Source organism: Salmonella sp. A1325 (assembly GCF_056991255.1).
This window is the reverse complement of sequence record NZ_JAMLWO010000010.1, coordinates 110,804-132,449: the sequence shown is the minus strand read 5'-3', so window position 1 is coordinate 132,449 and position 21,646 is coordinate 110,804. Positions and strand designations below refer to the sequence as shown.

At 45.7% G+C, this 21,646-nt stretch carries 5 protein-coding genes; all 5 read left to right on the top strand.

The genetic code is table 11. From position 1 onward, the window contains the following. The first annotated feature begins 319 nt into the window (after positions 1 to 319). The 5 genes from siiA to siiE are packed head-to-tail and all read left to right on the top strand — an operon-like array spanning position 320 to position 21,616. Positions 320 to 952 carry an SPI-4 type I secretion system auxiliary protein SiiA gene (siiA, locus tag NAZ64_RS18090; protein WP_131046697.1) on the top strand — a complete coding sequence of 211 codons (633 nt, stop codon included), beginning with the start codon at positions 320 to 322 and terminating at the stop codon, positions 950 to 952. Next, complete coding sequence (locus NAZ64_RS18085; protein WP_131046696.1) at positions 949 to 2,337, top strand: MotA/TolQ/ExbB proton channel family protein; 1,389 nt, start codon at positions 949 to 951, stop codon at positions 2,335 to 2,337. Before siiA ends, NAZ64_RS18085 begins: the two co-directional genes overlap by 4 nt. Next, a complete protein-coding gene (siiC, locus tag NAZ64_RS18080; protein WP_001670706.1) occupies positions 2,327 to 3,646 on the top strand; it encodes an SPI-4 type I secretion system protein SiiC in 1,320 nt (439 codons plus the stop codon). The genes NAZ64_RS18085 and siiC overlap by 11 nt, the downstream gene beginning before the upstream one ends. Further along, on the top strand, positions 3,643 to 4,920 hold the full coding sequence (siiD, locus tag NAZ64_RS18075; RefSeq protein ID WP_023262289.1) for an SPI-4 type I secretion system protein SiiD: 1,278 nt from the start codon (positions 3,643 to 3,645) through the stop codon (positions 4,918 to 4,920). Before siiC ends, siiD begins: the two co-directional genes overlap by 4 nt. A gap of 16 nt (positions 4,921 to 4,936) precedes the next feature. Continuing rightward, positions 4,937 to 21,616, top strand: coding sequence for a non-fimbrial adhesin SiiE (gene siiE / locus NAZ64_RS18070; protein WP_483641002.1), 16,680 nt, complete (start codon positions 4,937 to 4,939; stop codon positions 21,614 to 21,616). The last annotated feature ends 30 nt before the right edge of the window (positions 21,617 to 21,646 follow it).

Here is a 21,646-nt window from a genome sequence, read left to right as displayed (position 1 = left end):
TATTTTTTATTCATGAGCTGAGAGCTTATGCGATACCTATTATTGGGAAAGGTATAGTTAGTACAATAATTGATGCCTGCCTAATTAAATAAATGAAGAGTGTTTTTAATTAAAACACTCATCTTTGTTGTGGGCGTATAAAAATGGCGTCGTTTTTTTATTTTTCTGATTACGAGATGTAGGAAAACTGAAATCTATAAAGCGTATTGGTAGCAGGAAGCCAAGGGCGGTAGCGTTCACTTTCTGAATAAGTTGAGCATCCTTTATCCTTTCTAATCCACAAAAACATTTTATTCACAATGTAATATCAGGAGACAACATGGAAGACGAAAGTAATCCGTGGCCTAGTTTTGTTGATACATTCTCTACGGTATTGTGCATTTTTATATTCCTTATGTTGGTGTTTGCACTTAATAATATGATTATTATGTATGACAACTCAATTAAAGTTTATAAGGCAAATATAGAGAATAAGACTAAATCTACTGCTCAAAATAGCGGAGCCAATGACAATTCAAATGCTAATGAAATAGTTAATAAGGAAGTGAATACACAAGATGTGTCGGACGGAATTACTACAATGTCAGGTAAGGAGGTTGGAGTATACGATATCGCCGATGGTCAGAAAACTGATATAACATCTACAAAAAATGAGCTTGTTATTACGTATCATGGCAGGCTGAGAAGCTTTTCAGAAGAGGACATTCATAAAATAGAGGCTTGGTTAGAAGACAAAACTAATAGCAATTTATTGATAGAAATGGTTATTCCTCAGGCAGACATCTCTTTCTCTGACTCTTTACGACTGGGATATGAACGGGGAATTATTTTAATGAAAGAGATTAAGAAGATATATCCTGATGTAGTTATTGACATGAGTGTTAACTCCGCAGCATCAAGTACAACGAGTAAAGCTATTATCACGACTATTAATAAAAAGGTGTCAGAGTGAAATATATAAATCATTACCGCTATTTGTTTGTCTGTTTTTTTCTTGCCATACTCCCTTTTTCCGCTTTATCTTTTCCCGGTATAAGAGAGTATGTTTTTGATAACTTTATGGTTTCTGCAGTTTACAATGGAGTCATTATTGCCATTTATATTACAGGTTCTTTGTGTGCATTATTCACTATTCTTAAAAATATTTCAGCAAAAGACATATTAATAGCTCAGGACGCCAGTAGAAAAAATAGCATTCTTTCTAACCTCAATCAGGTTTTGTTTGCCGGGGAGCCCAAACAGTGTGATTTCAATTTACTGATGGAATTAGATGACAATGTGTCTACCGCCCGTAATCAACGATTGTCATTTATTATGAGCTGTAGCAATGTGTCGACGCTTGTTGGCCTGTTGGGGACGTTTGCGGGTCTGTCTATTACGATTGGTTCAATCGGGAACTTATTGAGCTCGCCATCAGATGTTGGCGGTGATAATGCAAGTAATACACTCAATATGATCGTGACAATGGTAGCGTCGCTTTCTGAACCATTGAAAGGGATGAATACCGCATTTGTATCTTCTATCTATGGTGTTGTTTGCGCCATACTCCTGACCTCACAAAGTGTTTTTGTTCGCAGCTCCTATTCCCTTGTTTCTACGGAAATCAAAAAATTAAAAATCATAAGCAACAGATCCAATAATAAACAGCGAAGCCTGCGGGTTGAATCAGAGACGCTTGTAGAATTTAAAGAGTTGTTTAAAGCGTTTTTTGATAACTACCTGACAGTTGAAAACTTACGGACGCAGGATGAAGAAAAGAAACGAGAGATGCTATCAGATAGCTTTGTCACTTTGCAAAACCGACTATTGGATAACTCAGCAAAACTGGAACAAATTTCTACGCTGATTGATGGTTATCTGGTAAGCAGTAACGAAAATCTCAAAAAATTATCTGACGGTGTAATAACAATTACCTCTCGTTTATCTGAAGGTAATATCCTGCTTGCTGATAATAATGCACGACTGGAGGCAATGAGTACAATACAAAATATTATAGATAAAAAGAATGATTCAATAATGGCATCAGTTGATAAATGTTATCAGGAATCTCTTTCACATGGTAAGACCATAAACGATATTGCCGCTGGCAGTGCCGATATTTCTCATACTCTCGATGGGCTGAGAAAAGAAATGGATGAGGATATGAACAATGTTCATTTAGCGCTATCCGAACTATCGGCTACTGATAAAAAGATTATTGCCAATACTAAAGAGATTAGTGCTGAAATGGTTAGCTACCGTGATACCTATATGCCATTAATGGAAAAAATAACATCTATGCATCAGGAAATAGTAAAGCAACGTTTGTTAAACAAGGAGGAAAAAAATGAAGATTAAGATGTTTTTTCTGACGACTGCTTTTATTACACAAAGCACATACGCCAGCGAGCTTCCGGTCATTCCTCTAAGAGATTTAGTTAATGCCGCATTAACGCATCAGCCCTCTGTTGCTGTTTCATATTATGAGACTGAAAAGAAAAACAGTGACTTAGATCTTTCACGGGCAGCACTTTATCCTACCCTGGATCTAACATCTGGCCTTAATAATAACAGGAAAGAGTCATCAGGTACCGAGAGAAACGTTGAAAATAAGGTGTCTTTATCATACCGAATAACGGACTTTGGAGTGAGGGGGGCTAATATCAGGAAATCTGAATACGAAAGAGATAATAGTAAAACTGACTATGAGAAAACAAAGAATATAGTGTCTCAGGAGGTTGTGACAACCTATTACAACATCAGTAAATATCGTGAAATGATTGATGGCGTAAATCTGGAGAAAGAGTTTTATAAAAAGATGCTGGAAACTTTTTCGCTGCTGGTATCTTCCGGTGTAGCTATGCAATCTGATATGCGTAAAGTACAAGTATCTATCGATGCATTAAATACCAGAAGCATTATGTATCAGTCGATGTTGGATGATGAAATGTATAAAATGCAGAATATGACTGGTCTGAATTTATCACCAGATCAGATTCAAAGCGATGAAAAATTCAACCTCTTCAAAAAATATATCTTTGTCGAAAGTCCTGAAAAACTTATGGACATGGTGATGAAATACAACGATGACTATAAGATGCTTGTCAATACCCGAAAAGCCGCGACCGAAGATATTAATGCCGCAAAATCATCCTATTTTCCGACTGTAGATCTCGTGTCCAGCTATGTACAGAATAATCCGAGCGGTAGTGCCAAAAAAAGTGATTATGAAGATGAATTTAAAACGGGTATCAATGTCAGTTTCAACATTTTTAATGGGTTCAGAAATTCAGCCCAGGAAAGAAAAATGGTGGCAAGTTACTCGCAGGCTAAGCTGCAAATTGACGATTTTTTGATTAAAACGCGTTATAACATTGATTCACAACTTTCAAGATACGCCGCTGCAAAAGAGACTTACTCAGTGGCGGAACGTTCACATACAAACGCGTTACAGCTTACTGAATTATATGAGCAGGAGTTTCAGTTAGGGCAAAAAAGTTTGCTTGATTTAATTTCAAGCCGTAATGAAGCATTTCAGGCATATGTAAGCATGATCGACAGCAAATATAGCCTGTATATTTTAAAGTTACAGCAACTCTCATTGATTTTTCATTTAATGGATTATTTAAAAGGAAATACTGAAAGTGAGTTAAATGTGATGAAATGAATAGAAGACAAAGCGATCATCTCATGATGATAATTATTTCTTTGACGATCTTAATTATTATCCTTACCTACTTTATAGAAATTAATTCAGTGGTTCATGGTCAGGGCGTTATCACCACTAAAGATAATGCTCAGTTAATATCTCTTTCTAAAGGAGGGACGATACAAGATATTTATGTGGCCGAGGGTGATACTGTAAAAAAAGGAGAACTCCTTGCAAAGGTCGTTAACCTTGATCTGCAAAAAGAATATCAAAGGTATAGAACTCAAAAAGGGTATCTGGATAAGGATGTTAACGAAATATCTTTCATTCTTGATAAAGAAAGTGAGAGTGGGTTGATTACCCTGGATGGCACCCGTTCTTTAAGCAATAAAGAGGTAAAAGCGAATATTGAATTAGTGCATAGTCAGATAAGAGCTAAAGAGTTAAAAAAAACATCTCTTGATTCTGAGATTAGCGGATTACAAGAGAAGCTGAGTTCGAAAGAAAAAGAACTAGCATTGCTTGCCGAAGAAATAAATATTCTTTCCCCACTGGTAAAAAAAGGAATTAGCCCATATACCAATTTTCTTAACAAGAAACAGGCGTATATAAAAGTTAAGTCTGAAATTAATGATATTGAAAGTAGTATCACTTTAAAAAAAGATGATATTGAGCTGGTTGTTAATGATATTGAGGCGCTTAATAATGAATTGCGATTATCTTTATCTAAAATAATATCTAAAAATCTTCAGGAACTTGAGGTTGTTAACTCTACATTAAAAGTAATAGAGAAGCAGATAAATGAGGAGGATATCTATTCACCGGTTGACGGCGTAATTTATAAAATCAACAAAAGTGCCACTACTCATGGTGGTGTGATCCAGGCGGCGGACTTACTTTTTGAAATAAAACCAAAAGTAAGGACTATGCTGGCCGATGTGAAAATACTACCCAAATACCGTGACCAAATATATGTAGATGAAGCCGTTAAGCTGGATGTCCAGTCAATTATTCAACCAAAGATAAAATCGTATAATGCGACTATCGATAATATTAGCCCTGATTCCTATGAGGAAAATACCGGAGGAACAATTCAGCGTTATTATAAAGTAATTATTGCATTCGATGTTAATGAAGATGATTTACGGTGGTTAAAACCAGGTATGACTGTTGACGCCAGTGTAATTACCGGAAAACACAGCATTATGGAATACCTGTTATCTCCCTTGATGAAAGGCGTGGACAAAGCCTTTTCAGAACCAGTTAATACTAAACGATTAGATACACCTTGAGAGTGAATATAATATTATGGGAAATAAAAGCATACAAAAGTTTTTTGCCGATCAAAATTCTGTAATTGATTTATCTTCTTTGGGTAATGCCAAAGGCGCAAAAGTTTCTCTTTCCGGGCCAGACATGAACATTACCACGCCGCATGGTTCAGTGATCATTGTCAATGGCGCTCTTTATTCAAGTATCAAAGGCAATAACCTCGCTGTTAAATTTAAAGATAAGACTATTACCGGCGCTAAAATTCTGGGTAGCGTAGATTTAAAAGATATTCAACTAGAGAGAATTGACAGCTCATTGGTTGATTCTGCTCAGGTAGAAAAGAAAGGTAATGGCAAACGACGAAATAAGAAGGAAGAAGAGGAATTAAAAAAGCAGCTTGACGAGGCTGAAAACGCAAAGAAAGAAGCTGATAAGGCGAAGGAAGAAGCAGAGAAAGCTAAGGAGGCTGCAGAAAAAGCGCTCAATGAAGCGTTTGAAGTACAGAACTCGTCAAAGCAAATTGAAGAAATGCTGCAGAATTTTTTGGCTGACAATGTAGCAAAAGATAATCTGGCTCAGCAAAGCGATGCTTCCCAGCAAAATACACAGGCTAAAGCAACGCAGGCTTCTAAACAGAACGATGCTGAAAAAGTTCTTCCTCAACCTATTAATAAAAATACCAGCACTGGCAAAAGTAATAGCAGTAAAAATGAGGAAAATAAGCTCGATGCCGAGTCTGTTAAAGAGCCGCTTAAAGTCACATTAGCGCTTGCGGCCGAGAGTAACAGCGGTAGCAAAGATGATAGTATAACTAATTTTACCAAACCTCAGTTTGTAGGTAGCACTGCTCCCAATGCCACGGTCATTATTAAAATTAATGGTATTGCTGTCGGTCAGGCTGTAGCGGATAGTTTGGGTAACTTCACCTTCACTGCGCCTGAAACATTGACTGATGGAACATACAATCTGGAGGCAGAGGCCAAGACTGCTGATGGGAGCGGTAGCACCAAACTTGTCATTACTATCGATTCCGTTACCGATAAGCCAACATTTGAACTTTCGCCTGAAAGTAGTGTGTCTGGTCATAAGGGCTTAACGCCGACCTTGACGCCTTCAATTGTTGGTACGGCGGAAGAGAATGCCAAGGTTGACATTTATGTAGATAATAAACTGGTTGCCAGTGTTGATGTCGATAAAGATGGAAACTGGAGTTATGAATTTAAAGATAATGAATTATCTGAGGGCGAAAATAGTATAAAAGTCGTTGCCGTAGATAAAGCAGGTAATAAAAACGAAACGACGGATAGTATCATAACCGACACCATTGCTCCGGAAAAGCCGACGATTGAGCTGGATGATAGTAGTGATTCCGGCATTAAAAATGACAGCATTACAAATAGCACCCTGCCAACATTTATTGGTGTGGCGGAACCCGGTTCTACAGTCTCTATTTATCTTGGACTTAAACATCTTGGTGAGGTCATTGTTGCTAAAGATGGGACATGGAGCTATACGCTTACTACGCCGCTCAAGGATGGCGAATACAATATAACAGCAACAGCTACTGATATTGCCGGGCATACCTCAGCGACGGCAAATCTGCCTTTTACTATTGATACACGTATCAGCTATTTCAGCGCTGAGATTGAAACGACGAATGATAGCGGTATTGTCGGAGATAACGTTACTAACAATACTCGCCCAACCTTTACAGGTAAAACTGAGCCAAATGCTATTATCAGTGTCATAAATAGTGAGACTGGCGAAGAGGTTATTTTTAAAGCGAATGACAAGGGCGAATGGACGTTCAATTTCACTTCCGACTCAGTGGAAGGGATTAACAATCTTACGTTCACTGTTGAAGATGTCGCTGGCAACAAAAAGGATTTTTCCTTTAGTTACGTTATCGATACTGTTGCCCCTGTACCTCCGACGGTTTCTTTGGAGGACTTTGTTGTTTTACCGAATGGTATAATTTTATCAGGGAATGATTTACCGGCTTTAGTCGGTACGGCAGAGCCAAAGTCTACCATCTTATTGATGCGAGATGGTAAATTATATGACAGCATTGAGGTTGACTCAAACGGGACCTGGAATTATCAGTTTAGTAATAAATTTCTTCAGGGCGCCTATGATATTGAAATCATTTCTCAGGATGCCGCCGGTAATAAATCCTCTACTGTTAAATATTCTTTTACTATTCAAACTGAAGTTGTACCTCCAAAAGCGGAACTCGATGCCAGTGATGATTCCGGTGCAAAAGGCGACTGGATTACCAATAAACATAATGCTCTGACATTACTGGGAACAGCGGATAGGTTTGCTACCGTAAATATCCTTATTGATGGTAAAACGATAGGCGTGACGACTGCGGATGCAGACGGTAACTGGAATTTTGATATTTCCCGAAATCTGTCTGACAATGTTTATAAGATTACGGTTGAATCCATCGATCCTTTAGGAAGAACGTCATCTGTAGATTATCAGCTTACCATTGATAGCTTTACGCCGATCCCTACTGTTATGTTGCATGATAGCGCTGATTCTGGCGTTAAAGGCGATATGATTACTAAAATTAATACGCCGTTGTTTACCGGGATGGCTGAAGCTAATGCTAAGGTTTCCATCTATGTTGACGGTGTGTTAAGTGGTGAGGCTATTGCTGGCGATGATGGTGTATGGAATTTTCAATTTACCACAGCGTTATCCGATGGCTCGCATGACGTAACGGTAAAGGTAGAAGATATTGCCGGTAATACTGCCTCCTCATCAGCGTATAATTTCCAAATCGTAACGCAAACGCAAAAACCAACAATAGAGTTGGTCAACGATACGGGGGTTGATAATACAGACCATATTATTAATGAAAAGAATCCTGCACTGACAGGAACTGCTGCACCCTATTCAACGGTTAAACTCTATATTGATGGTGCGCTGATCGCTGAGGTCAGAACAAATAAAGATGGCAGATGGGAGTATACCCTGAAAGCCGATCAAGATTTGGTTGATGGCGATCATAGAATAACTGCTTCAGTTGAAGATATCGCTGGCAACATTGCCCATTCGGATCCTTTCTTAATTAGCGTCGATACTGCTATTTCAATACCGATAGTTTCATTGAGCCCGGATTCAGATTCGGGAATTTCAGATGATAATTTAACGAATATCGTTAAACCTACCTTGCACCTAAAAGATATTGATCCGGACATTATCAGTGTTCAGGTATGGGATGCCGCGTCTGATACGCAGATCGGTGTTGCCACGCAACAACCTGATGGTTCATGGGCCTATACCTTTACTTCAGATTTAACGGAAGGCTTGCATCAGGTTTATGTCAAGGTTGAGGACATTGCGGGTAATAAAGCGAACAGCGCGGTATTCGATTTTACTATCGATACCACAGTATCAACGCCGGTGATTTCCCTGCTTTCTAAGGATGATACGGGGGTTACAGGCGATAACCTGACCAACATCAATAAGCCAGGTTTTGCTATTTCCGGTGTTGATGCCGATGCGCATCGGGTCGTCGTACAGGTGATGCACAATGGCGTGAGTGAAGAGATCGAACTTTCCCACCTCAATGGTAGTTGGTTATTTACACCAGGGAATACGTGGGCGGATGGCAGCTACACGTTAACGGTGAAAGTAGAAGATAAGGCAGGAAATACCAACTACTCAGCGCCGCTGACGGTCGTTATCGATACCCAAATCGCCATTGATGGGGTGGAACTGGTCAACGATAGCGGTGTGAAAGGCGATAATATGACCAACGACGACCGTCCCCACTTTCGTGTGACGGTACCGACGGATGTCAATGAAGTCCGTCTGAGCATTGACGGTGGTAATTCGTGGGTTCAGGCAACTCCGGGCGTGGCAGGAAGCTGGGAGTATATCTGGCCGACAGACCTGGCAGATGGTCAATACACGCTAACGGTGGAAGCGACTGATAAAGCAGGCAATACAGTGACGAAGACCATCGATTTCGCGGTGGATACCACGCTGTCAGTGCCGGTCATCGTACTGAATAGCGCGGACGATACCGGTGTCCAGGGCGATAACATGACGAATAGCACCCAGCCGACATTTGCCCTGCAGCATATTGATGATGATGCCGTTCGCGTTACGGTCAGCGTGGAGCATGGCGGCGTCACCACCACATTTGACGCCACGAAAGGCACAGGCGGATGGAGCTTTACGCCGACAGGGGCGTGGGCGGATGGTGATTATACCCTGAGTGTGTCAGTCGAAGATAAAGCGGGGAACACCAGCCATTCTGCATCGCTGACGGTGACGGTGGACACGCAAATCGCCATTAATAACATTGAACTGGTCAATGACAGCGGTATTCCCAACGATAATCTGACTAATAACGTGCGTCCGCACTTCCAGGTGACGGTACCGACGGATGTCAACGTGGTGCGCCTGAGCATTGACGGCGGCAAGACGTGGTTCAACGCTACCCAGAACGCGACGCCGGGCGTCTGGGATTATATCTGGCCGGATGATGTGGCCGACGGAGGCTATACCCTGACGGTAGAAGCGACCGATGAGGCGGGAAATAAGACAACACAGACGCTCGATTTCACCATCGATACCACTCTGTCTGTGCCGACCCTCTCGCTGGACAGCGCAGATGACAGCGGCATCGCGGGCGATAATATCACCAATGTTAAAACGCCGGGCTTTACCCTCAACAATATTGATACCGATGTCAGCAGGGTGATAGTGGAGGTAATGCACAATGGCATTAAACAGGAGGTGCCACTGGTTCAGACCGGCGGACAGTGGCGCTTTGCGCCGACCAGCGACTGGGCGGACGGCGACTATATCCTGACGGTGAAGGTAGAAGATAGGGCCGGAAATGTGAAGCAGTCCGCGCCGTTGACGGTGACAGTGGACACGCATATCGCCATTGACCGTATTGAACTGGTTAACGACAGCGGTATCCCCGGCGATAATCTGACCAATGAAGCGCGCCCGCACTTTCAGGTGACAGTACCGGCGGATGTTAACGGTGTAAGACTGAGCATTGATGGCGGCAAAACGTGGTTTGACGCCACGCAGAGCGCGACGTCGGGCGTCTGGGATTATACCTGGCTGACGAATGTGGCTAACGGCCCTCACACCCTGATGGTGGAAGCGTCCGACAAGGCGGGAAACAAAACGACGCAGAAACTGGACTTCATCATCGATACCATGCTGTCAGAACCGACGATTACCCTGGACAGTGCGGATGACAGCGCCGCTGGCGATAACATCACCAACGTTAAGATGCCAGGCTTTACCCTCGGTAATATCGACGCCGACGTGACCAAAGTGGTGGTGACGGTGGCGCATGATGGTAAGAACCAACAGATAGAGTTGATTAAGAACGGCGGTGTGTGGCGCTTTACGCCGGGCGCAGCCTGGACCGATGGCGACTATACGCTGACGGTAAAGGTAGAAGATAAGGCGGGTAATACAAATTATTCTGCGCCGCTGACGGTGACTATCGATACGCAAACGTCTATTGATCGCATTGAACTTCTTAATGACACGGGTATTGTCGGGGATAACCTGACCAATGAAGCACGTCCACAGTTTCATATTACGGTACCGACGGACGTGAACTCTGTGCAACTGAGTCTTGATGGCGGCATCAACTGGGTTAACGCAACGCTGACGTCCGACGGCGTTTGGGAGTATATATGGCCGACAGATCTGGTCGAAAATACGTATACCCTGACAGTGAAAGCAACCGATGTTGCAGGCAACACGGCGACGGAAACGCTCAATTTTATCATTGATACCACATTGTCGACACCGACCATCACGCTGGATAGCGCAGATGATAGCGGCACCGCCAACGATAATAAGACTAACGTTAAAACACCGGGTTTTATTATCGGCGGTATTGATTCTGACGTGACTCAGGTCGTCGTGCAGGTGATGCGCGATGGTCACAGCGAGGAGGTGGAGCTGACGCAGACTAACGGGCAGTGGCGTTTTGTACCCGGCAGCGCGTGGACTGATGGCGACTATACGCTGACGGTAACGGTGAAAGATGAGGCGGGTAATATTCGCCACTCAGCGCCGTTGACGGTCACCATCGATACGCAAATCGCCATTGACCATATTGAACTGGTCAATGACAGCGGTATTCCCAACGATAATCTGACTAATAACGTGCGTCCGCACTTCCAGGTGACGGTACCGACGGATGTCAACGTGGTGCGCCTGAGCATTGACGGCGGCAAGACGTGGTTCAACGCTACCCAGAGCGCGACGCCGGGCGTCTGGGATTATACCTGGCTGGCTGATGTGGGAGAGGGGAAGCATACCCTGACAGTGGAGGCGACCGACAAGGCGGGAAACAAAACGACGCAGCAACTGGACTTCATCATCGATACCATGCTGTCAGAACCGACTATTGTGCTGGACAACACGGACGACAGCGGAACAAAAGGCGATAACCTGACCAACGTAAATAAGCCGACGTTTTTACTGGGCAATATTGACGCAGACGCGCGGTATGTCACGGTTGAGGTGCAGCATGGCGGCACGAAAGAGGTGCTGACGGCCACCAAAGACGCGACCGGCAACTGGAGCGTGACACCGACCGGTACATGGGCAGATGGCGACTATACGCTGACAGTGAGGGTGGAAGATGAGGCGGGGAACGAAAAACACTCAGCGTCGCTGACGGTCACTGTTGATACCCAAATCACCATTGATGCTATTGAACTGGTTAATGATAACGGTATTCCCGGCGACAATATGACTAACGACGCCCATCCGCAGTTCCGCGTGACGGTACCGGGGGACGTTAACGAAGTCAGTCTGAGCATTGACGGTGGCGTGACCTGGGTTAAGGCGACACAGAGCGCGACGCCGGGCGTCTGGAATTATACCTGGCCGGGCACCGTGCCGGATGGCGACTATACGCTGAATGTGAAAGCGACTGACAATGCGGGTAATACGGTGACGGAGACACTCCACTTCACTATTGATACCACGCTGTCGACGCCGGTCATCGTACTGGATAGCGCGGACGACACCGGCATCCAGGGCGATAACATGACCAATCGCACCCAGCCGACATTTAACCTGCAACATATTGATGATGATGCCGTTCGCGTTACGGTCAGCGTGGAGCATGGCGGCGTCACCACCACATTTGACGCCACGAAAGGCACAGGCGGATGGAGCTTTACGCCGACAGGGGCGTGGGCGGATGGTGATTATACCCTGAGTGTGTCAGTCGAAGATAAAGCGGGGAACACCAGCCATTCTGCATCGCTGACGGTGACGGTGGACACGCAAATCGCCATTAATAACATTGAACTGGTCAATGACAGCGGTATTCCCAACGATAATCTGACTAATAACGTGCGTCCGCACTTCCAGGTGACGGTACCGACGGATGTCAACGTGGTGCGCCTGAGCATTGACGGCGGCAAGACGTGGTTCAACGCTACCCAGAGCGCGACGCCGGGCGTCTGGGATTATACCTGGCTGGCTGATGTGGGAGAGGGGAAGCATACCCTGACAGTGGAGGCGACCGACAAGGCGGGAAACCAGACGACGCAGAAACTGGACTTCATCATCGATACCATGCTGTCAGAACCGACTATCGTGCTGGACAGCACGGACGACAGCGGAACAAAAGGCGATAACCTGACCAACGCGAATAAGCCGACGTTTATACTGGGCAATATTGACGCAGACGCGCGGTATGTCACGGTTGAGGTGCAGTATGGCGGCACGAAAGAAGTGCTGACGGCCACCAAAGGCGCGACCGGCATCTGGAGCGTGACACCGACCGGCACATGGGCAGATGGCGACTATACGCTGACGGTGAGGGTGGAGGATGATGCAGGGAACGTAAAATACTCAGCGCCGCTGACGGTCACGGTTGATACCCAAATCACCATTGATGTTATTGAACTGGTTAATGATAACGGTATTCCCGGCGACAACCTGACCAATGACGTTCGTCCACACTTCCGCGTCACGGTGCCAGGGGATGTCAACGAGGTACGTCTGAGTATCGACGGCGGTAATACGTGGGTTCGTGCAACACAGGGCACGGCAGGGATCTGGGATTACACCTGGCCGAAAGATGTGACCGACGGGCTACATACCCTGACGGTAGAAGCGACCGATAAGGCGGGAAATAAGACGACGCAGACGCTCGATTTTACCATTGATACCCGGCTGTCAACGCCTACCATCACTATGGATAGCAGGGACGATACAGGTGCCATTGGCGATCATATTACGAGCGCCAAAAGGCCGGGCTTTACCATTGGCAATATTGACGCCGATGCGCAATCGGTCATTTTGCGGATCACACAGGGCGGCAATAGCCAGGAAGTGACACTAACCCAGGTTGGAGGACAGTGGCGCTTTACGCCAGATGCTGACTGGGCGGACGGTAGCTATACACTGACGGTAGAGGTAACGGATAACGCAGGAAACGTTCGTCAGTCCACGCCGCTGATAGTGACGGTAGATACGCAAACCAGCATTACTGATATTACATTGGTCAATGATCATGGCGTGCCTGATGACAATCTAACTAACAGCACCCGTCCGCAGTTTGAGATCACGGTGCCGGCGGATGTGAATTCTGTGCAACTGAGCATTGATGGGGGCGCAAACTGGGTGAGCGCGGCGCAGGGTATTGAAGGCGTCTGGGGCTATACCTGGCCAACGGATATGGGCGATGGAAAACACACCCTAACCGTCATGGTCACCGACAGAGCGGGCAATACGGCGACGCAAACGCTTGAATTTTTCATCGACACCCGGTTGTCGACGCCGACTATTGCGCTGGATAGCACGGATGATACCGGTACGCCTGGCGATGATATGACCAATCGCACCCGACCGACCTTTATTCTGCAGAATATCGATTCGGATGTTATCAACGTTACAGTCAGCGTCACGCATAATGGAACGACAACCTCGTTTACTGCGACACAGGGGGCTGGAGGATGGAGCTTTACACCGCCAGCACCGTGGGGCGACGGTGATTATACGCTGACGGTGACAGTGGAGGATCGGGCGGGAAATACGCGTCCGTCTACGCCGCTGACGGTGACAGTGGATACGCAAATAGCCATTGATCATATTGAATTAGTCAACGATAGCGGCGTCCCTGGCGATAATGTCACAAAACATGTGCGTCCGCAGTTCCAGATCTCGGTACCGGATGATGTGGAAAAGGTTCTTCTGAGTATTGACGGCGGCACGACCTGGGTTACTGCAATCAAGAGTTCGACGGCTGGCATTTGGGATTACACCTGGCCGACGGATATGCCAGAGGGACAGCATACCCTGATCGTGGAAGTGACTGACGGTGCGGGTAATAAGATGACGGGGACGCTCGATTTCACTATCGACATCACGTTGTTGACGCCAACCATTGAGCTAGCGCCCGATCAGGATACCGGACAGAATAAGAACGATAATCTGACCAGCGTCACTCAGCCGGTATTTGTGTTGGGGAGTATCGATAAAGATGTTCGACACGTGGAATTGAGTATTGAGCATAACGGTACGTTTAAAACGGTGGTACTCACCGAATCAGCCGACGGCTGGCGCTATCGACCAGATTCTGCTTTGGCGGACGGTAGCTACACATTCACCGTGACGGTAACAGATGTGGCAGGCAACCAGCAAACATCCGCGCCTTTAAAGGTGACGATAGACGGTACGTTGACTACGCCGGTGATTGAACTGGCAGCTGGCGAAGATAGCGGTACTGTTGGCGATCGCCTCACCAATCACGATCGGCCTGTGTTCGACATACGCCAGGTTGATTCTGACGTTACGCGCGTGATGGTCAAAGTAACTTACAACGGTAAAACGCACGAGGAAGCGGCGGTATTCACCAATGGTCAATGGCGCTTTACGCCTTCTGCGAGCTGGGCTGATGGCTCATATCAGTTAGCCGTTGTGGTGGAAGATCTGGCGGGGAATGTAAAAGAATCTGCGCCGTTTGAGGTGCGTATTGACACCACGACAACCATTAACAATATCGTATTGCTTAATGATACTGGCGTGCAGAATGATCAATTAACGAATGTTGCCAAACCGTCATTCAGAATTGACGTTCCCGGTGATGTCGTCCAGGTACGCGTAACCCTGGATGGTGGCGCTAACTGGAATGTGATACGCAAAAATGCCGACGGACAGTGGATTTTTGACAGCCCGAATACTCTGGTTGACGGCACATATACCCTTCGCGTAGAGGCCACGGATGAGGCAGGTAATATTGCGAATAAAGATTTAGTATTTAATATCGATACTAATATACAGGTTCCGACTATTGCTTTAGACGCAGGACAAGATACCGGAGCGAATACAGCCGATAATATCACTAATATTTCACGACCCACCTTTACGATTGGTAATGTTGACCCCGATGTTATCAAAGTCGTGGTGACGATTGATGGTCATGATTATAACGCGACTAAGGTTGGGGCTGGTTGGCAATTTACGCCAGGCAATGCCATTCCGGATGGTTCTTATAATATTACCGTTACGGTTGAAGATAAGGCCGGAAATACCGCGACATCGAAACCATTACCTGTTGTGATAGATACGACGGCTGAAATTGAAAGCGTCACGTTGGTTACAGATAGCGGCGATAGCGATGTAGATAACATTACCAAAGTCGACAAGCCGCAGTTTAGTATTGTTACCGCTGATGATATTACCCATGTGCGCGTTAAAATCGATAACGCCGCTAATTGGATTGAACTCACAAAAGGAGGGGATGGCCGCTGGATATTTAATGTCGGTTCGGCATTACCTGATGGGCAACACACTCTCTTGGTTGATGTGACTGATATCGCCGGCAACGTTGCGCAAGAAACGCTGCAGTTTACGATTGATACGACTCTGCGAGAGCCGACAATTGTACTCGATCCCACCCATGATACTGGTGATGATACTAATGATAATCTTACCAGGATTAACAAACCGGTGTTTATTATCGGTAATGTCGATAATGATGTATCACACATTGTGGTTCATATTGATGGTCGGGATTACACCATTGAAAACACAGGGGGGAATTTAACCTTTACGCCGGATCAACCGCTGTCTGACGGTCAGCATACGATCTCTGTTACCGTAACGGATATTGCTGGTAATACCAAAACATCGGCCGAACTGCAGATTGAAATCGACACGCAGGTTCAGATTGACAGTGTTACGTTAACAACAGATAGCGGCGTCAACGATCACGATAATGTCACCAATGCTACCCGTCCCTCTTTTGAAATTGCAACGCCTGATGATGTGACATCGGTGCTGGTTTCTTTCGATGGCGTAAACTGGACGCCCATCAGTAAAAATGCGGCCGGGCAGTGGGAATTTACTGCAGGTAGCGCATTGCCTGATGGTCATTATACTCTCCATGTCCAGGCGACGGATCGGGCAGGGAATACGGCAAATTCCACGCTGGGCTTCACCGTGGATACGCAGATTGACGGCCTGAGCGTCGTGATGCTGGACGACGCCGGAAAGGATTCTACGGATGGTATTACGAATATTACCTCTCCACGTTTTGAAATTTCAGCCAGAGAACCGCTGCAGAGCGTGACGGTAATTTTAAACGGGAAATCCAGCACACTGACTCAGGGGGCAGGTAATAAATGGCTGTTTACCCCTGATACACCGTTAGTGGATGGAACTTACAAAATAGAAATAGTGGCTGAAGATATCGCAGGTAATAAAATTAGCAAAGAGGTATCATTCACAATAGACACTATTGTTTCTGATCCCAGTATTGATTTGCTGGATGCGGATGATACTGGCGAAAGCGCTGTTGATAATATTACGAGTGTCACTAAACCACGTTTCGTTATTGGCAATGTACCCGCCGATATTGATACTGTTGTAATCAGAATTAACGGCGTTTCTTATCCGGTTACGGCAAATGGCAATAACCTCTGGGAATTTCAGGTTCCCGTTGCGTTAAACGATGGCGTATATGAAGCCGTTGTTGTCTTCAGAGATATTGCCGGAAATACTTCTGAAACTAAGCTGCCCTTTACCATTGATACCACGACAAGCGTCAGTGTCAGAATGGAGCCAGCGTCTGATACCGGAAATTCCAATAGCGATAACCTTACGAATAAGCAAAATCCCAAATTCGAAGGTACTGCAGAGCCCAATGCGAAACTGGTGATTACCATTGTTGACGATAAGTCAGGTCGGGAGGTTTTAAAACAAACTATTACGGTTGGCGCTGATGGCAACTGGAGTGTGACGCCGAATATACTGCCGGATGGCATGTATACCATCAACGTCGTCGCAACAGATGTCGCGGGAAATACTGCGCAAACGCAGGAAAGATTCACTATCGATACGGTTACGATCGATCCCACCATTCGCCTTTCGGATCCATCTATTGATGATCAGCATGAAGCAACCAGCCTGCGTCCTGAGTTCAAAGGGTTTGCCGAAGCGTTCTCGACGATTATGATTCAGTGGGATGGGAAAGTGGTCGGCTCCGCAAACGCCAATGCGAATGGCGAATGGAGTTGGACGCCGCCATCAGTATTAGCGCCAGGCTCCTATGTTGTGAGCATTGTTGCCAAAGATAAAGCGGGTAATGAATCGTCGCAGGTCGACTTTCCTGTAGTAATACCTGTTATTGATGTCACGCCTCCAACCATAAAGCTCAGCGAGGAGAGCGATAGTGGTGCCTTAGGAGACTTTACGACGAATAATAAAACGCCGACCCTGATTGGGAGCACGTTACCTAATACGATTGTGAGTATTTATGTGGATGGCGTGAAGGTCGGCGAGGCGACAGCGGATACAGCGGGTCGATATACTTTCCAGTTATCGGAAATGAAAGATGGCCATTATGTCGTCCAGGTGGGTATCGTCAACCCTCGCGATAATAGCGAACTGCGTTCTACCGCCGTTGATCTCACTATCGATACCGAGGTTGCTGAACTGGTATGGAATATATCTGGAATGCATGAGGGCGGATATATCAACACGGTGACGCCGGAGATTGGCGGCACCAGTGAGCCAAACAGCAAAATCACTATCTTTGTGAATGGCGTTGAAAAAGCGATTGCTTATACGACAGGCGCAGGACACTGGGGCGTAGTATTACCCGCTTTGGGTAATGATGGTAATTATGAATTAACGTTTAAAGTTGAAGACGTTGCCGGCAATATCAGAGAGTTTGGTCCGCAGAATGTGATACTGGATACGGTAATTTCGCCGTTAACCGTGGTATTACGCGAAGCTGATGACAGTGGCAAAGTTGGCGACTGGATCACCAATAAATCTCATGTCACCATCGATGGTACTGCCGAAGCCGGAAGTACTTTAACCATCAGGAATCCGCAGGGAGTGGTTATTGCTACCCTGGTGGTAGGCAATGATGGTCGATGGAGCGCAGAATTAGATCTGCGTGAAGGTAGTAATGCCTTTGTCGTGGTATCGGAAGATAAAGCGGGCAACAGCCAACAAAAAGATATTCTGATAGAACATGATACGCAGATTGAAATCAGCGATATTTCATTAAGTCGGGATACTAATAGCGGTGATAAATATGATCTGATTACCAATAATAAGTCTCCGGTACTGGTTGCCATGACCGATCCCGGCGCGACGGTACAGGTTTATATTAATGGTGTGTTACAAGGCACAGTAGAGGCGAGTTCGTCAGGTAATATTAGCTATACCATGCCGGCAAATAGCGCCGACGGCGAGTATCAGGTGCAATTTGTTGCTACGGATACTGCTGGTAACCGGGTTGAGTCTGCGATTACAACCGTGACAATCGATTCTCAAATTGCTGTCTTTGACATTGATGAAGATTCATTACCGGCCCTCTCTAATAACCGGGCGTTGTCAGTCTCAGGTGTCGGGGAGGCTGGTTCTCAGGTCAGCATCTTTGTCGATGGTAAATTAGTCAACGTTGTTATGGTTGAGGCTGATGGCACATGGCGCGCGCCGATACTGCTGCAAGATGATGGTACGTTTAATATTCATTTCAGCATTACTGACGTTGCTGGCAACACTGAAGTGAGCAAGGATTATAGCGTGGATGTCGATTCATCAACCGACTTCCCAACGCTCAACCTTGAAGATGCGAGCAACTCTGGTTCACTTGACGATCTGATTACTAGTCACAACAAGCCTGTGTTAGTTGGCACCGCAGAAGCGGGAGCCACAATCCATATTTATGTGGATGAAAAGATCGTGGCAAATGTTCTTGTGCTTGAAGATGGAACCTGGTCCTATCAGTTTGATAATGCGTTAAAAGATGGTGAATATTCTATCCGAGTGGTTGCCGAAGACCCGGCAGGTAATACAGCAGAATCGCCTCGCTTACTCGTCACGATAGATACCAGTACGTTTATCGATAATCCTGTTATGATGGCAGGTTCTGATAACGGTATTTTCAGTAATGATAGTATAACGAGTCAAACCCGGCCTGCGTTTAGTATTTATGGAGAAATGAACCAGAGTGTTCAGATTTTCATTGATGGGGTGTTAGTCGATACGATCACGGTGACCGACAGAAATCAAGTTTATCGACCTGAGTCACCGTTGGGCGATGGTTCCCATAGCATTTATTATGTTATCACCGATAAAGCAGGCAACACGGCTACCTCGAAAACGCTAAACTTTACTATCGATACCTTAAATACGACGCCTGTCGCTATTGATTCTATCGGCGGACAAACGTTAGCAGAGATGACCGGTAGTGATGGCAAAATATATATAACGGACACGACACGTAACTTATTGTTTAGTGGCAGTGCCGAGCCCAATAGCAAAATAGAAATCATCATTAATGGCTTAAATGTGGGGGAAGTTTGGGTTAATGACAAAGGCCACTGGCAGATGCCGGTGAACCCGCTTTATTTCACAGAAGGCCAGCTGGATATCACTGTTAAATCTACGGACCGTGCTGGTAACGTAAATCAGGAAAAGTATTCCATTTGGGTCGATACGCATATCCAGGTATTTACCAGCGAGCTTGATGACAATAAATCATCATCGAAAACGGACTGGTGGAGTAATAGCTCCACTATTACCATGAGAGGTATGGGGGAAATTGGCGCTACGGTATCATTAATCGTGGCAGGGGTCACGCTGGCAACCGCTGTCGTTGCGGCTAATGGGCAGTGGGAGTTATCGACCGATCAGCTTCCGGAAGGGAAATACGATATCACTTTGAGTATTGAGGATAACGCAGGCAACCGTAAGGAAGAGGTACATGAAATATTTATTGATCGAACGCCGCCAAACGCTCCGGTCGTAACTTATTCAGATATTGTCAACGATCTAATTATTATGCAGGGGACGGCGGAAGCCAAATCTCAGCTAATAATAACCGATAGTAATGGGAATACTTATACGTTAACCGTTCCTGATAATGGTAAATGGAGTATGGCGATCCCGTATCCATCGGAAGGGAAGTTTACCATTACGAGTGTGGATGCGATTGGTAACCGGAGTGATGATGTCCCTCTCGATATCATGAAAGAGGTTCCCGTTATTTCATTATCTCCAGACTCAGACAGTGGTACGGTGGGCGATAATATTACGCGAGATAAGCAACCTACCTTTATTATCGGGAATCTGGAAAGCGATGTTGTGGTCGTTCAGGTCGATATCAATGGGACCGTATATAATGCTGAAAAAAATGCCGATGGCGTTTGGTTCTTTACGCCAGGTACACCGTTAGCTGATGGTTCCTATACGATATCGGTAATCGCAAGCGATGCCGCGGGTAATCAGAAAAACTCGTTACCCATTACCGTTACGATCGACAGTACGCTGACCGTGCCGGAGATTGCGCTGGCAGCAGGTGAAGACAATGGCGCTTCAGACAGCGATAACGTGACGAATCACACGCAGCCTAAGTTCACGCTGCAGCATATTGATGCTGATGTGACCGGGGTGACCGTAAACGTGACGCATAACGGCGTGACAGACATCTATCAGGCGACGCAAGGCGCGGATGGCTGGACCTTCACGCCGCCAGCCGCCTGGAATGACGGTACCTACACGCTGAGCGTGACGGTGGTGGATCGCGCGGGGAACTCACAGCAATCTGCTTCGCTAGCGGTGACGGTTGACTCAACGGTGACGGTAACAGCGGATAGCCAGCATAACGATGCGAGCGATGACGCCACGGCAACAGCGGTTACTCCACTGGAGTCTGAAACAGTGAATGCCGAAAGCGCTACGCATCTTCGTACAGTGCCGTCTGTGGCGGAAGAAAGCGTGGTGAAGGAGACAGCCTATAGTATTACATTGTTAAACGCTGACTCCGGGGATGAAATAGATCGTTCAATTAGTCAGACACCTTCTTTTGAAATATCAGTACCTGAGAATATTGTTAATGTCAGTGTTATGTTTGAAGGAGAAGAGTTTAATCTGCCGATAACTAACCAGAAAGCAATATTCGAAGTTCCGCTATCTTTGGAAGATGGTGAATATACTATGGACGTGAAATTCATTGATAAGGACGATGATTTCCTGATTAAGGAGAAAACATTCTCAGTCGATCACTCCTCGGCGGATATTGTGAACGCAATGAATGCAAGAGGAAAGACCGAGGATGATATTAATGATTCCCCTTCAACGAGTTCTGTAGGGCACAACAATAACGGCGCTATTGATGTTTTCGCCGTTAATGAAGTTACGTTACCTGTAGATAATCAAGAAGAACACGCATAATAACGGAGGCCCCTCACCTTTGGGTGAGGG

Excerpts from the sequence above, each read along its gene's own strand:
- siiD (WP_023262289.1), top strand. The coding sequence starts at position 3,643 with ATGAATAGAAGACAAAGCGATCATCTCATGATGATAATTATTTCTTTG.
- siiA (WP_131046697.1), top strand. The coding sequence starts at position 320 with ATGGAAGACGAAAGTAATCCGTGGCCTAGTTTTGTTGATACATTCTCT.
- siiE (WP_483641002.1), top strand. The coding sequence starts at position 4,937 with ATGGGAAATAAAAGCATACAAAAGTTTTTTGCCGATCAAAATTCTGTA.
- siiC (WP_001670706.1), top strand. The coding sequence starts at position 2,327 with ATGAAGATTAAGATGTTTTTTCTGACGACTGCTTTTATTACACAAAGC.